The organism is Mucilaginibacter tolerans (assembly GCF_030519375.1).
Taxonomy (GTDB): Bacteria; Bacteroidota; Bacteroidia; order Sphingobacteriales; family Sphingobacteriaceae; genus Mucilaginibacter.
Map to the genome: position 1 here is coordinate 45,707 of NZ_JAUMKB010000026.1, position 14,356 is coordinate 60,062.

Below are 14,356 nucleotides of genomic sequence, written 5' to 3' on the forward strand. Positions count from 1 at the left end.
TTACTGAATTAGTGATTTGCGTTGTTTTAAAGTCCTCCGATACTGATTAGTTTTTTCTCCATGTATTCAAACAGACCCTCACTGCCGCTTTCGTGTCCCTGGCCGCTTTGTTTCCAGCCGCCAAAAGGTAATTCCGTGCCGTGAGGCGCCCATTCGTTTATACCTACAATCCCAAATTCTAATCCTTCAGAAACCTGTATGGCTGTTTTTAAATGATTGGTGAAGGCATAGGCTGCCAGCCCATATTCAGTATCGTTTGCTTTTGCAAGTGCATCGCTTAGATCATCAAAAGCGAAAAGAGGCAGCACCGGGCCAAATATTTCATTCTTTGCCAGGGATGATGTCTGATCGAGGTTCGTAACTACAGCCGGCTGCATAAAATAGCCTTTATCCATGCCCTCAGGTCGATGTCCTCCTGTTAATATTTCTGCATTCTCAGCTTTGGTTTTTTCAAGCAGTTCAAACACGCTATCGCGTTGTTTGCTGGTTATCAGCGGACCGACATTTACCCCATCTTCAAAACCGTTGCCAACCTTCAACTGCGATACATATTTGCTCACCAGGTTAGCAAACTGGTCATAGATGTTTTTGTGCACATAAAAACGTTGAGGGGCAATACAAACCTGACCGTTGTTGCGGAAACGGGCAATAGACGCGGCTTTAGCTATAGCGTCCACATCCACATCATCAAAGATGATAACAGGGGCATTACCACCCAATTCCAGCGAAAGTTTGGTATTGGTACGCGAGGCTCCGTCCATCAATATTTTACCTACTCTTGTACTACCTGTAAAGCTGATCTTTTTCAACCTCGGGTCGTTTAACATCGCATCGCCTACGGGCGCTGCTTCGGCTATCAATAGGTTAAGAACTCCCGAAGGCATCCCTCCATTTATCAGGGCATCTACCAGGTGATAGGCTGACAGTGGAGTATTTTCCGATGGTTTGGCAACTACTGTACAACCTGCCGCCAACGCTGCAGCCCAGGCCCGTGCAGGGTTGTAAGCCGGAAAATTCCACGCGGTAATGACCCCGATAACACCCATGGGCTGCCATATTACCGAGCTTCTTTTATCTACCCTGTTTGTCGGAATAACCTTTCCGTAAGCCCGTTTACCCTCTTCGGCATACCATTCCAGTAAGTTAGCCGCAACCGTCCATTCGCCCCGGGCCTCTAACAAAGGTTTACCGCTTTCCAATACCATTTCGTGAGCTATAGCATCCAGGTTTTGCCGCAAATAGTCAGCAGCCTTTTTTAATATTTCTGCGCGATAATATGGCGTAGTTTTACTCCAGGTTTTAAAGGCAGCATGTGCAGCATCAATAGCCAGTACCGCATCCTTATCATTACCCAAGCTGATGCTGGCGATCACTTCCTCGGTTGCGGGATTGATCAATGGTAATTGCTGCTTGTCGGCTGCATCAACCCACACACCATTGATATATTGTTTATTCCTTGTTGATTTCACTGCTCTCGATTTTATTATTTGATTGTTGCCGCTTTCTGCTGATCACCTAATAATTGGTGCAGGCCGCCTTCAATTATGTCCAGGCCTTTGTGCAACAACTCTTCTTCTATGACCAATGGGCTCAATACACGGATGATATTGCCATTAACACCGGCACTAATGACGATCAGACCATTGTCGGCACAATAAGCGATCAACTTCTTGCATAAGTCAGCATCGGGCTGAAACGGGTCACCATTTTTTACCAGTTCAAAAGCCATCATCGCACCCAATCCGCGAACATCTCCGATTGCACTGAATTGCTGCCTAAATGCGTTAAAACGCTCACGGACGATGCTGCCAACGCGTTCGCCTAAAGCATTAATGTTGATCTGCTCCATATAATTAAGCGTGGCCAATGAGGCAGCGCAGCAAACCGGGTTGCCAGGGTAGGTGCCGCCAATGGTTGATGGCTTGCAGGCATCCATAATATGCGCCTTGCCTACTACCGCACCGATGGGCATACCACTACCCATACTTTTGGCCCAGGTGGATATATCAGGAACTACATCATAATGCTGATAGGCCGCCCACTTGCCCGTACGTCCGAACCCGCTTTGCACTTCATCCAGAATGAGCATGATGCCGTATTTATCGCAAACCTTGCGTAACCCCTTCAGGTATTTCTGAGGTACTACATTAAAACCGCCTTCGCCCTGCACAGGCTCTATGATGATGGCTGCAACCTGTTCAGCAGGCACATTGGTATGGAAAAAGTCTTCCAGTTCGCGCAGGTGAACATCCGAAAACTCATCCAGGCCGAGACCATTGCCATAGCGGTAATAATCAGGGAACGGGATACGGTATACTTCGGGCGCGAACGGTCCGCATCCCAATTTGTAACCGACTTTCGATGTCAATGTCATGCTCATCATGGTACGGCCGTGGAAAGCACCGCCATAACAAATAACTGCCTGGCGTGCCGTTGCCTGCCGGGCAATTTTGATGGCATTCTCCACACTTTCCGCCCCGGAGTTGGTCAGCATTACTTTAGTATGATCGCCGTGGGGGAAAAGCTTCGCCAGCTTTTCGGCCAGCTGCATATACAGGTCATAAGTTGCCACATTAAAGCTGCAGTGGATCATTTGTGCCGCCTGTGCGGCAATAGCTTTTACCACAGGCTCCGGACAGTGCCCGGCATTTACCACACCAATACCACCTGCAAAATCGATCATCTCCCGGCCATCAGCATCGGTTATCACCGAGCCTTTGGCGCATACTGCGGTAGATGGATTGAATATACCTATTGCATTAGGTACAAACTGTTTTCTCCTGTCCAATATCTCTTTACTCTTCATCTTTGTTATGATTACACCAATTTTTTAATCATTTATCATTCACTACTCACCGCTCATTATTCACTATTCTGCTGCTATTGTTTTTGCATTCATAAATTCCAGTATGCCGAGCCGGCCCAACTCACGGCCGTATCCGGATTTTTTAATTCCTCCAAAAGGCAATCTCGGATCAGACTTTACCAGCGAGTTAATAAATACCGCTCCACTGTTGATCTTACGGCCTAAGGCAATACCTTTTTCTACATCACGTGTCCAAATGCTGCCACCCAGACCATAGTTAGACTGATTGGCTATAGAAATTGCGTCACTCTCGCTCACTGCTGTGATAACAGACGCCAGGGGGCCAAAAGCTTCTTCCTCAAAAGTGGCCATACCTTTCTGAACTTTTAGTAATAACGAAGGCTGAAAATTAGCTCCGTCAACGTCACCTCCGATCTCCAGAATGGCGCCTGATTTTACGGTGCTTTGCATTTGCCGTTTCAGCTCCCGCGCTAGATCAAGACGCGCCATCGGGCCGGTGGTGATGCCTTCTACAAAAGGATCACCCTGTTTTAATTTTAAAATTTGCAGCTGAAGCTGATGAATAAATTGATCTTCTATGGCTTTCTCCACAATAAATCGTTTTGATGCGATGCATGACTGGCCTGCGTTAAGCATTCGGGACTGAACAGCTACCGCAGCAGCTTTTTCAATATCTGCATCCGCTAATACAATTAAAGCATCCGATCCACCTAATTCCAATACGGACTTTTTGATATGTTTACCCGCTAGCGCCGCTACAGAGGCCCCGGCGCGTTCGCTCCCGGTTAAAGTAACGGCTTGTACAATGTCAGAAGAAACAATTTGCTCAACATCCTGCGTATCAACAATCAGCGATTGAAACACACCATCAAGAGCGCCTGCTTCATCAAATATTTTTTGAATAGCCAGCGAACAACCGGTCACATTTGGCGCATGTTTTAATAAGGCAGTGTTTCCGGCCATAAGGGTGGGGGCGGCGTACCGAAAAACCTGCCAGAAGGGAAAATTCCATGGCATAATAGCCAGTACAGCCCCGGTGGGGTGATAGCTAACAAACGATTTGTAATAATCAGCTTCTATCGCTTCGTCCTGTAAAAAAGCTTCGGCATTTTGTGCATAATATTCACACACCCAGGCACATTTTTCTACTTCACCTTTTGATTCCGGCAATACTTTGCCCATCTCGTTTGTGATCAGGGTTGCCAATTGGTCCCTGTCTCTTCGCAATATTGTAGCTACTTTGTTAAGAATTTCAGTGCGGTAAGCAAAACTTTGTTCAGACCAATGGGTATAAGCCCTGGCTGTTTTTGTTAAAGTACTAGCGATAGCCCGATTATCCATCAAAGGGTACTCGGCTATTTGCTGCTGATTATAAGGGAATATAGATTTAAATACTTTCGTCATAATTTTCCTAGCTCACTTATCAATTTTTATAATTGGTTCGGTCAGTTACTGCCGACCATTGATTTTATTATTGCTTCTGCGGCCATCCGCCCGGTTTGCGCCGCACCATTCATGTAACCCTGAAAATCGCTGCTCGTATGTTCGCCGGCAAAATATATTTCACCTACTGGTACTTTTTCCCAACCAGCAAGTGTACTCCATTGACCTACTTTGAAAGAGCTATAGGCTGCCTTTGATTCGGGATTGTCTGGCCAGTAGAACTTGCTTGTTTTTTGATTAAACGCTTTATCCATCCCCGGGAAGATGGTATCGAAATCAGATAAAAAACTTTCTGTCAGCGATTGTGCACTTTCATTTTTCAATCTGTCGCTAAAATTACCACCGGCAAATACGGTAAAGCTACCTTCTTTGTCAGATTGCATCTGGCTGCTGTCCCATCCGCAGCCAAAGCTCAGGTCGGTAAAAGTGTAGCCCTGGCTTCCCGTTTCCCGCCACGGCTTATGCGAAACCCCAATAAAGAGCTTGCTGCTGTTGCCATAGCCTATTTCATTTATGCATTTCCGCTTACCTTCAGGCATTGGCACATTAAAATCAATTGTCCGGAGCATTGTAAATGGTATCGCGATAATTACCTGTTTGGCATTCACTATAGCGGTTGACCCCTGGTGTTGAAACTCAAGATCATAACCTTGCTGCTGACTGTTTAAAATTCGCGTTAGGCGGTATCCGGTTTTTACCGATGATTTCACTTTTTCATAGAGTGTGTCAGTTAAATGAGCGCTGCCACCTTTTATCTTAAACACTTCATGATCCGAACCAAATAACTGGTACCCTTTTTCTGCATCACTGGGCGGCTCAAACATGATCAGGAAATTTACGGCCGATTGTTGCGAAGCTTCCATGCCATACTCGCGGGTAAGCGTTACATTCAGAAAATCAAATAGCCAGCCCTTTACTCCGATCGATGTAAGATACCCGGTAACCGACTGTTCATCGAGGTGCTTAAATTGATCGGCAGCCTGATAGCTTATAATCTTTGGCAATGATTTAATATCCGCGATTAACCGGCTTACAAATGGTTTGATGGCTTGTTTCAAGTCGTCTTCACTATAATCCCTGCCACCAAAATGAAGCGTTTTCCTGGCAAGTGGGTCTTGCCTGAGGTCGTAAAAGGATAGTCCAAGCTCTTTTACGAGTTGAATAATATCACTATGCGTTGTATCCACAAATTCGCCGCCAACCTCTGTTGTGATACCCTTGCCAAACTCATCATTCAGTGTAAACATTCGTCCGCCTATTCGTCCCGATGATTCATAGATCGTCGATTTGATCCCTTTTTTCTGTAATTGATAGGCAGCATTCAACCCGGCTATTCCTGCGCCAATTATTACGATGTCATTATTCCCTTGTTTGTGGCAAGACGATAAGCTTAACAAGGGCGGAGCCAATAAGGTTCCTGTAGCAGCTATGACGGCCTGTTTTAAAAACTTGCGGCGGCTTTCGCTCCACTCATTAAAACTGGCCAATCCCTCTTCATCTTCCTTTATTGCAGCAAAGAAGGCTTGTCTTAAAATGCGGGTAATTGCATTATGTGCCACGACTTTAATTAGCGATTTAGTGAATGAATGATTTACTGAGTTATTATTATCAACTGTTTGATTTTTAATTGTTTAATGAATGGGCGCCTAATTTCATTTCTCTGACAATCACTCGTTCGCTTGTTCATTAATTCAATAATTAATACCCTGGGTTCTGAACCACTGTACCGTTAGCTGCGTTTATCTCCCGCAGTGGTATCGGGAAACAGGAATTAGATACCGATAATCCGGAACTGGTCAGCGGTTGCAATATATTCACAACCTGACCGGTACGTGCGAGGTCAAAATAACGGTGCCCTTCAAAATTGAATTCGGCCCTGTTTTCATCCAAAACAGCTTGTGCATAAGTGGCATTGTCAGGTACATCTGCTAAAGTCAAAGCACTCAACCCACGATTGACTCTGATAGTATTCAGATCGGCTAATCCCTGGATTCGTCCCCGCGCTTCGGCCCTGATCAGATACATTTCGGCAATACGGATAAGCAAGGCCGAATTATCCTTGTACTTACCATCGCTGCTGTATTTCAGCGTACGCAGATAACCATTGGCATTGGTGGTATCCATTAGATTATAACGCACATCGCCACTGCGGGCCTCGAAAAATGATTGCAGATCGGAATTTGCAATAAACAATACTTCGGTTGACGCAGCTTCAGGGCGCGCATAAGTAGTGGCATAGTACTGGCTTTGATTTTGAAAATCAAAAGGCAACTGGAAGATAAATTCGGTTGAGTTTTTTGCACCGTTGCCATACATCGCTGCATAATGACCAGCATCCGTCAATTGGTAAGCGCCATCATTAATAACCAGCGAAGCATAATTTGCAGCATTGGTATAATCTTTTTCATATAAATACACGCGTGCCAGTAAAGCATTTACTATGGCCGGATTTACATAATTCGGATTGCGTTCTGATGAGCCATTTAATAAAGTTGCCGCCTGGGTTAGGTCAGCAATGATCGAAGCATAAGTGGCAGAAACAGTGCTGCGGGGCACGATGCTGTTGGTTGATTGCACCGTAGTAATCACCGGAACGCCATATGGTGAGTTGAGGTCCCAATGATAGCCAAAGGCGCGTAATAAATCAAAATGTCCCATCGCCCTGAGTGTCAGAGCCTGGCCTTTGATATTGTCTAAATAAGCCGCTGATGCACCTTTCACTGTGTTCTCGCCGGCAATAATAGCATTAGCAGCAGCAATTGTTTTATAAATAGCCACATAAGTATTCTGGATGAAGATGTTTGATGACGTAACACTGTAAGTGCCAAATTCATCCAATGAAGTATTATTGTAGCCACCAGAAACACCGTTGTCGCTATTCAGATCGGCTAACATAGGGTAGTATGCGCCATAATATTCTGGGACTTCGAGCGTGCTGTACATGCCCGTCACGGCCTCTGATAAGCCAATGGAATCCTTAAAAAGTTGGGTAGACTGTACAGCGGTGGGCGATACCTGGTTGAGCTTGGCACAACTGCTGATTAGCATAGCCGAAACCAGGATAAAACCGAAAACTGATATATTTTTTATTTTTTTCATTTTCCTGCGATTAAATCTTGTTTAAAACCTCAAATCAACACCTACACTGAAAGTCCGGGCGGGTGGATAAGCCGCATAATCAATCCCTGCTGTTGCATCATTACCACCACCTGTCGAGCTTACTTCCGGATCAAAACCGATGTATTTGGTTACAGTAAATAGGTTCTCGGCTTGTACATAAATCCTCACACTGTTAAAATATTTGGTTTTATCAATAGTATAGCCCAGATTAACAGTGCGTACTTTCAGAAAAGAGCCATTTTCTAAAAACTCGTCTGAGTTTGGAAAATAGTTTTGCAACAGGAATGAAGCCCGGGGAATGTTGGTTACCTGCCCGGGGTGAGACCATGCCTTTAGAACTCTGGTGTCATTGTTGGCATAAACTCCTCCAAGATAAGCACCACTTGGTGTTGAACCACTGCTCCAGCCAAGGCTCTCATAAGTAGTCCGGATTAGGTTAAACACTTTATTGCCATAGGAGAACTGCGTAGCTATCATCAGGTCAAACTTCCTATACTTAAAGTTATTGGTAAAGCCACCAAAGAATTTAGGCCTGGCATTTCCTATAATATTTTCGTCGCGGGTAAAGTTTACCTGATCCGCGCGCTCTTTTGTGCCATCGGCGGCATAGTATAAAGCATCACCGTTAGCAGGATCAACCCCGGCAAAACGTACACCAATAAATGTCCCAACCGGTTGCCCTACTTTCAAAATGTTTGTTGGCGATTGGTCATTATAAGAACTGATTAACTGGTTGTCAACCGACAAAGATTTAATAGTATTCTTTAAAAAAGAGATATTAAAAGAGCTGGTCCAGCTAAACTTGTCAGTTTTAATATTGTTGGTGGTCAGCTGTATCTCCAAACCCTTATCCTGAATTTTCCCTGAGTTAGTGAAAACGGTTTGGAACCCTGTTGTGCCCTCCACTTGTGCAGGATTTAACAGTTTGGTTTGGTTGGAGATAAAATATTCTATCGATCCGTTCAGGAAGTGATTGAATAATTCAAAATCGGTACCTATGTTAAAAATTGTGTTTACCTGCCATGTCAGTGGAGTTGATGGCAATAAATTAATTGGTACAAAACCAGAGCTTCCGTTATATTTTGCTGTACCCCAGTAAGCATAGTTCAAATAATCAGGCACATTATCCTGTTGACCTGATAGCCCGTAGCTGGCACGTAGTTTTAAGGCATTAATAAATTTGTTATTGGCTAAAAAACTTTCATTCGAGATATTCCAGCCCGCAGAAACAGAAGGGAAATAGCCCCACTGGTGGCCTTTTTCAAATTTTGACGAACCATCAGCACGCATGATAACAGCCAGCAAATACTTGTTATCATAGTCATAATTGACGCGTGAAATGAATGAGTTAAGATCGGAGTATATCTTTGGATAAAGAACCGGAATATTGGTTGATAGTGCGGCGTTGTTGATGTTCTGTACCCCCCCTGTTTGCGGAAAGCCTATGCCTTTGGTTGCCTGTTGCTGTATTTGGGTTTGCTGTTGGGAAAAGCCGCCCAATAGTGTCAGATTGTTTTTACCAAACGAATGCTGGTAGGAAAATATGTTTTCGTTCAACCAGGTAAAGTGCTTGTTTTCGCCGAGTAATAACTTACCGCCATCGGTTTGTGCGTCTACAGTCAGCGCTGAGAAATACTGGTTATCGTTAACACTATTATAATCTACCGACCATGTACTTCTGAATTTAAAATCCTTAGTGATCTTATACTCTCCATAAACTGATGCTATAAAACGATCGGAATAGGTGTGGGCATTAATTTCTTTAGCTGATTTTACCGGGTTATCAGACAGCCAGTAAGCCTGGTAATCGCCAAAATTGGCATACACGCCGGGCGATGAATAAACCGGCATAAGAGGTGATGCGCCTAAAGCGTTGGTTACAATACCGGTATAAGTATTGTCGTTGAAACTGCGTTTATTATCTGAATACGAGGCACTGACATTTGTGCCAAATGTGATTCGGTCAGTAGCCTGGTTATCAATATTGGCGCGGAAATTATAGCGCTTGAAATAATTGTTAATGATGATGCCGTCCTGGTCAAAATAACCACCGCCGACGAAAAATTTGGTTTTTTCGTCACCTCCGCGGGCCGATAATTCATAGTTCACAACCGGTGCGGTCCTGAATATTTCGTTCTCCCAATTGGTGTTGATGCCGCTTGAGAGATCATAGTATGGTGCTGCCGGGTCAGGTATAGGGTTGCCATTGGAATCCATAATACCTACAGATTGCATGTCAGACAAGGAGAAATGCGGATTAGGATTATTTGTGGCAATATCATTATTGTATACCCAAATATCATTTTTTATGGCGGTGTTGGTCAGGTTATAAAACTGCTGCGAATTAAGAAATGGGATCTTTTTGGCAACAGTCTGCGATCCATAGTTTGCATTAAAATCAAATGCTGTTTTGCCTGCTTTACCCCGTTTGGTGGTGATCAGTACCACACCGTTTGCTGCACGGGAGCCGTAAATAGCTTTTGAGGCATCCTTTAATATTTCAATAGACTCGATATCATCCGGATTGATATCAGAAATGGAGCTGATATTCTGCCCGCTGCCTACTGATTGCCCTGAAAGATTATAAGAAGTCCCTAATGATGAATTGCTTTCGCTTTCCATTGGCACACCATCTACTACGTATAAAGGGTTTTGTGCGCCGCGGATGCTAACTAATAGCCCCGCTCCGGGAGTACCGGATGGCTGCGTTACATTAATACCTGATAATTTACCCTCGATGCTGGCCGCCAGGTTGGATACAGGCTGATCTTTAAACTCTTTGTTTTTGATCGAAGATATAGCCCCGGTAACTTCACTTTTCTTCTGCGTACCGTAACCTACTACTACCACTTCCTTTAGTTCAGCTTTTGATTCTTCTAATACTATTACAATACTGCTTTCGCCTTTAATTTCAACACTCTTTTTTTCATAACCGGCGGAAGATATCTGCAACACATTACCTGAACCACTTAGCATAAGTGAGAATGTGCCATTGGCAGAGGTGGCGATCCCCTGGTTGGTGCCCTTAATTAGAATAGACACACCCGGCAGGGGATTTCCCTGGTTGTCTTTAACGACACCTTTTAATACGTGGTCTTGCGCAAAAAGCGCCTGAGGCGATATGCTACAGAGCCAGGTTATTAAAAGCATGGATAATAAACGTAGAGTTTGCTTCATGTGAGGGACTTAATGGTTAATGGAGGTTTCTTTATTTAAAATTAATCGATAAAAATGGATTAGTATTTATGTAAAACCGATGTTACCTGATTGTTCCGAAACCCTTCGCGACCGTGCTTAACAAATCCCCTTTTTTGGAAAAGGTACAGGTAACATTTTATGATCCTAAATATCATTAAGTCAAATGAGTAAAAATATAAGTCAAAAAATAAATTGAAATTATTTTCTAATACTTGATTTATAGTGTGTTATACTTGGTCAGATTTAAGTATATTTATCGGTCAAATGTTTGACAAAAGTTAAAATATGGATTTTGCCTGTTTTAAGCGCTGCGAATGAGCATTTAAGAACTGATCGGAAATGAAATCTGCGTAATTTATTACAACAAATACCTGTGAATTAATATATGCAATTAACAGAAAAATTAAAGATAGCTATTGAAGAACATCCGGATATTGTAAATACCCTGAAAAGCAAAAACAAAGGCAATAGGTGGGAAGGCTTTACGCGCACGCATTTTAATCTGGTAGCTAAAGTGATCAGCCGGCAGATCACTAAAGAAGTGCTGGTTAATCCCGACCTGGTAGAGATGAATCTGATTATTGGTAAGCATAATCTCGAAAAACAAATGCGTAGTATGCGGGCAAGTCATATCTACGATTTCATTAAATACCTGGGTGCTTTGGGCGAGTACCGTGTTTTTAACTGGATAAGTGGTAAAACCTTGCAAAGCTATTGGAGTGGGGGCGATGCCAAATACGTAAAGGTAAATGCCTTGACCGCATTTCTACAAATCCCTTTTACTGAATGGGATGATTGGCAAAAGACACCTGATCACCGGGTGGACACTTATAGTAATAGTCTGTCACGGCTCTCATTTTCAGGGAACGGCTTTAGCCGATCCTCGCTGGCTATAGTAAAAAGCTATTACCTGGGTAATTACTTCCTTTATTATCCAAAAACTGATGGCAGCCGGAATATTGTAAAAACACCATTTGTTTTAAAAGAGCTCGACAACGGGCAAATCGTCGTGAGATCTGTTTCCGAGGGGCATCGTTATAGTGGCAAAGTAATAGGCATACGTGACGGGTGCCTGTATATCAACTGCCAGAACCTCGACTTTGAAGAAATGGAGCAATATGTTTTTAACATTGGCCTTGAAACCAAACCCGAAGTATTGTTTGGCGTGAGCACTACTGTTAGCGTAAGGAACCGGCGGCCGGTAGCTTTGAAGAATATCCTGGTAAAACAAACCGGCGGTGACAAGCATTTTGATAACATCCCGGAAACCGAGATAAGCTTCGACAATGAATTCTTGTCGGAGACTGAAGAGGCAATCATTGTCAACTATTTTAAACATACCTCCAACAACATAATAACGACTAATAGTTGCCGTAAGCTGCATGACGTGAAGAACCTGGTTAACGTCTGAAAATGCTCATCTTCAAATAAACTCTTTCCGTCGACTGATTGTCTCTCCCGGTCTATTTGGTTTTCATACTTTTCAGATATGCCTTTTCTTCGTGTTAGATAATTAAATATATCATATGGAATTAGTAGCAACGGCCCAGGTTGCAGAAGCAGAAGCAACCCACATAAAAAAATATTCCTCCTCAATACGCATTTGGCATTGGTTAAATGCAATTATCATCACTGGATCTTTGGTTACAGTGTTGATTAACTCCACTGTTATGAAAGCATGGACCAATGCTTCATTAATAGCAGATAAGCTAAAAGAAAAGGGAGTTGAGGTATCAGAAGATCAGGCCAGATCAGTCGCATTTGCTTTAAGTGATAAAGTATGGGCAGTACACACTTACTTAGGCTATGCGCTGGCTGGCCTGTACTTATTCAGGATCATACTGGAGTTTTTTGAATTGGCTGATCAGAAACTGATACGCAAGTTCAAAACGGCACGAAAATCATTCTTGTCCCGGCAAGAAGACAGGATTTCTTCACGAAACGAAATGCTGATTAAAACACTTTATGCCGTGTTTTATGTTTTGCTGATAGTGATGGTGGTAACCGGTTTATGCCTTGCTTTTCGAGATAACATACCAGCACTCAGGCAGATGCATTTTATCAAAGAGATACATGGGTTTACGATGTATCTCATTATCGGATTTATAATTGTGCACGTTGCAGGCGTTGTAATTGGCGAACGGAAAGGTCACAAGGGCATTGTCTCAGATATGATCAATGGCGGAATAAATGCTGAATAAACTGATTAAAACATTTTAATATTTCTCAAATTTGAAACTAAGATCACAGCTACTTAATCACTAAACCATGAAAAATAGGAAACTCGTTTTGCCAGGAATAATCTTAGCAACAGCACTAAACCTTTCGGCAATTGCATGTTCCGCACAGTCAACTCCAAAGAGTACGTTGCTTGCATTATCAAAAGCTGATCATACACTTGCAATAGTGGATCCGGCTACTTTGAAAGTTCTAGCAAAAGTGCCGGTAGGAACCGATCCACATGAAGTGATCGCATCATCGGATGGCAAGACGGCTTACGTTACTATTTATGGTGGAGGTTCTTTGCACGAGATCAAGGTGATCGACCTGGTTAATCAGAAAGCATTGCCAAGTATTGATACTAAGCCCTTCTTCGGTCCGCATGGCATAACATTCGCAGCGGGGAAAGTGTGGTTTACTGCTGAGGGTTCAAAATCGGTAGTTCGGCTTGATCCGGCAACCAATCAGCTCGATTGGGCTATGGGAACAGGGCAGGATAGGACGCATATGATCTACGTAACACCGGATGCTAATAAGATATACACCACCAATGTGAGTTCGGGAACGGTCAGCATATTGGCAGACACGTTAATTCAACCAGGGGGGCCGCCGGCCGGTGCAAACCCACCAGCTGGAGCAACGCCGCCTGCAGGTTCCCCACCGCCGCCGAGATTCAGACCACAACCCCGGAAGGATTGGGTACAAACTATTATCCCGGTCTCAAGGGGATCAGAAGGCTTTGATGTATCACCCGATGGTAAGCAGTTGTGGACCGCAGCCTCCGATGAGGGAACGATAGCTGTTATCGATTTGGGCACAAAAAAAGTGATTGATAAGATTGATGCCAAAGTTCTTGGCGCTAATCGTTTGGAGTTTACGCCAGATGGTAAATTAGTGCTGATCTCAAGCCTTAGAAATGGTGATATTGTGGTGTATGATGCGGCGTCGCACAAAGAAGTGAAGAAAGTGAACATTGGTCACGGTGCAGCAGGTATATTGATGGATCCTGACGGTTCACGTGCTTTTATTGGCTGCACAGCTGATAATTATGTTGCGGTGATCGATTTGAAGAAACTGGAAGTGGCAGGGCATATCGATGTGGGCGGTGGGCCGGACGGTTTAGCATGGGCAGTTAGACAATAGTTCATCGCCCGTACGAGTCAAAAAAAGCCTCATCGGTTTTAATGAGGCTATTTTTTAATGTAAATCCTGTCTGGTCCTGATATAGCGATACACAAAAAGAATCGCTATGGAAAAAAAGAAAGTATTCGATTACACTAAGCGTAGTCAAAAGGATTATTCCTTATCCTTTAAACATCAAGTTGTTTTAGAGATTGAGCAGGGTGAATTAACTGCTACAGGAGCAGTTAGAAAATATGGGATCCAAGCCCGGTCGACTGTAGTGGCATGGTTGCGAAAATATGGTAACTTTGATTGGGTTAATCAAACGCCCTCCCATATGCCAAAGACGCCTGAACAAAAGATCCTGGAGTTGGAAGCAAAGGTTAAGTTGTTAGAGAAGCAAAAAGCTTTCCTGGAGGAACAGAA

General features: G+C 43.6%; 10 protein-coding genes. 4 read left to right on the plus strand and 6 right to left on the minus strand.

Annotated features, from left to right (window positions below):
- Positions 1-26: 26 nt before the first annotated feature.
- The 6 genes from Q3A68_RS22230 to Q3A68_RS22255 all read right to left on the minus strand — a co-directional run bounded on the left by Q3A68_RS22230 (position 27) and on the right by Q3A68_RS22255 (position 10,567).
- A complete protein-coding gene (locus Q3A68_RS22230; protein WP_302903347.1) occupies positions 27-1,469 on the minus strand; it encodes an NAD-dependent succinate-semialdehyde dehydrogenase in 1,443 nt (480 codons plus the stop codon).
- Positions 1,470-1,483: 14 nt separating this feature from the next.
- A complete protein-coding gene (locus Q3A68_RS22235) occupies positions 1,484-2,806 on the minus strand; it encodes an aspartate aminotransferase family protein (RefSeq protein ID WP_302903348.1) in 1,323 nt (440 codons plus the stop codon).
- A 63-nt stretch (positions 2,807-2,869) separates the two neighbouring features.
- Positions 2,870-4,231: an NAD-dependent succinate-semialdehyde dehydrogenase gene (locus Q3A68_RS22240; RefSeq protein ID WP_302903349.1), complete on the minus strand. Its 1,362-nt coding sequence runs from the start codon at positions 4,229-4,231 to the stop codon at positions 2,870-2,872.
- Between the two features lie 41 nt (positions 4,232-4,272).
- A complete protein-coding gene (locus tag Q3A68_RS22245; protein ID WP_302903350.1) occupies positions 4,273-5,829 on the minus strand; it encodes a flavin monoamine oxidase family protein in 1,557 nt (518 codons plus the stop codon).
- A gap of 139 nt (positions 5,830-5,968) precedes the next feature.
- A complete protein-coding gene (locus Q3A68_RS22250; protein ID WP_302903351.1) occupies positions 5,969-7,369 on the minus strand; it encodes a RagB/SusD family nutrient uptake outer membrane protein in 1,401 nt (466 codons plus the stop codon).
- 21 nt (positions 7,370-7,390) lie between these two features.
- Positions 7,391-10,567, minus strand: coding sequence for a SusC/RagA family TonB-linked outer membrane protein (locus tag Q3A68_RS22255; RefSeq protein WP_302903352.1), 3,177 nt, complete (start codon positions 10,565-10,567; stop codon positions 7,391-7,393).
- Between the two features lie 406 nt (positions 10,568-10,973).
- On the opposite strand from Q3A68_RS22255, the gene Q3A68_RS22260 reads away from it, so the two are divergent.
- The 4 genes from Q3A68_RS22260 to Q3A68_RS22275 all read left to right on the plus strand — a co-directional run.
- On the plus strand, positions 10,974-11,999 hold the full coding sequence (locus Q3A68_RS22260) for a hypothetical protein (RefSeq protein WP_302903353.1): 1,026 nt from the start codon (positions 10,974-10,976) through the stop codon (positions 11,997-11,999).
- 115 nt (positions 12,000-12,114) lie between these two features.
- Complete coding sequence (locus Q3A68_RS22265) at positions 12,115-12,789, plus strand: cytochrome b/b6 domain-containing protein (RefSeq protein WP_302903354.1); 675 nt, start codon at positions 12,115-12,117, stop codon at positions 12,787-12,789.
- 67 nt (positions 12,790-12,856) lie between these two features.
- Positions 12,857-13,951 carry a YncE family protein gene (locus tag Q3A68_RS22270; protein WP_302903355.1) on the plus strand — a complete coding sequence of 365 codons (1,095 nt, stop codon included), beginning with the start codon at positions 12,857-12,859 and terminating at the stop codon, positions 13,949-13,951.
- Between the two features lie 106 nt (positions 13,952-14,057).
- A partial coding sequence (locus Q3A68_RS22275) for a transposase (protein WP_302903356.1) occupies positions 14,058-14,356 on the plus strand: 299 nt, incomplete at its 3' end.

Bases quoted from the DNA above. Each gene is read 5' to 3' on its own strand.
- Q3A68_RS22235 (WP_302903348.1), bottom strand. From the start codon at position 2,806: ATGAAGAGTAAAGAGATATTGGACAGGAGAAAACAGTTTGTACCTAAT.
- Q3A68_RS22240 (WP_302903349.1), bottom strand. From the start codon at position 4,231: ATGACGAAAGTATTTAAATCTATATTCCCTTATAATCAGCAGCAAATA.
- Q3A68_RS22250 (WP_302903351.1), bottom strand. From the start codon at position 7,369: ATGAAAAAAATAAAAAATATATCAGTTTTCGGTTTTATCCTGGTTTCG.
- Q3A68_RS22255 (WP_302903352.1), bottom strand. From the start codon at position 10,567: ATGAAGCAAACTCTACGTTTATTATCCATGCTTTTAATAACCTGGCTC.
- Q3A68_RS22260 (WP_302903353.1), top strand. From the start codon at position 10,974: ATGCAATTAACAGAAAAATTAAAGATAGCTATTGAAGAACATCCGGAT.
- Q3A68_RS22265 (WP_302903354.1), top strand. From the start codon at position 12,115: ATGGAATTAGTAGCAACGGCCCAGGTTGCAGAAGCAGAAGCAACCCAC.
- Q3A68_RS22270 (WP_302903355.1), top strand. From the start codon at position 12,857: ATGAAAAATAGGAAACTCGTTTTGCCAGGAATAATCTTAGCAACAGCA.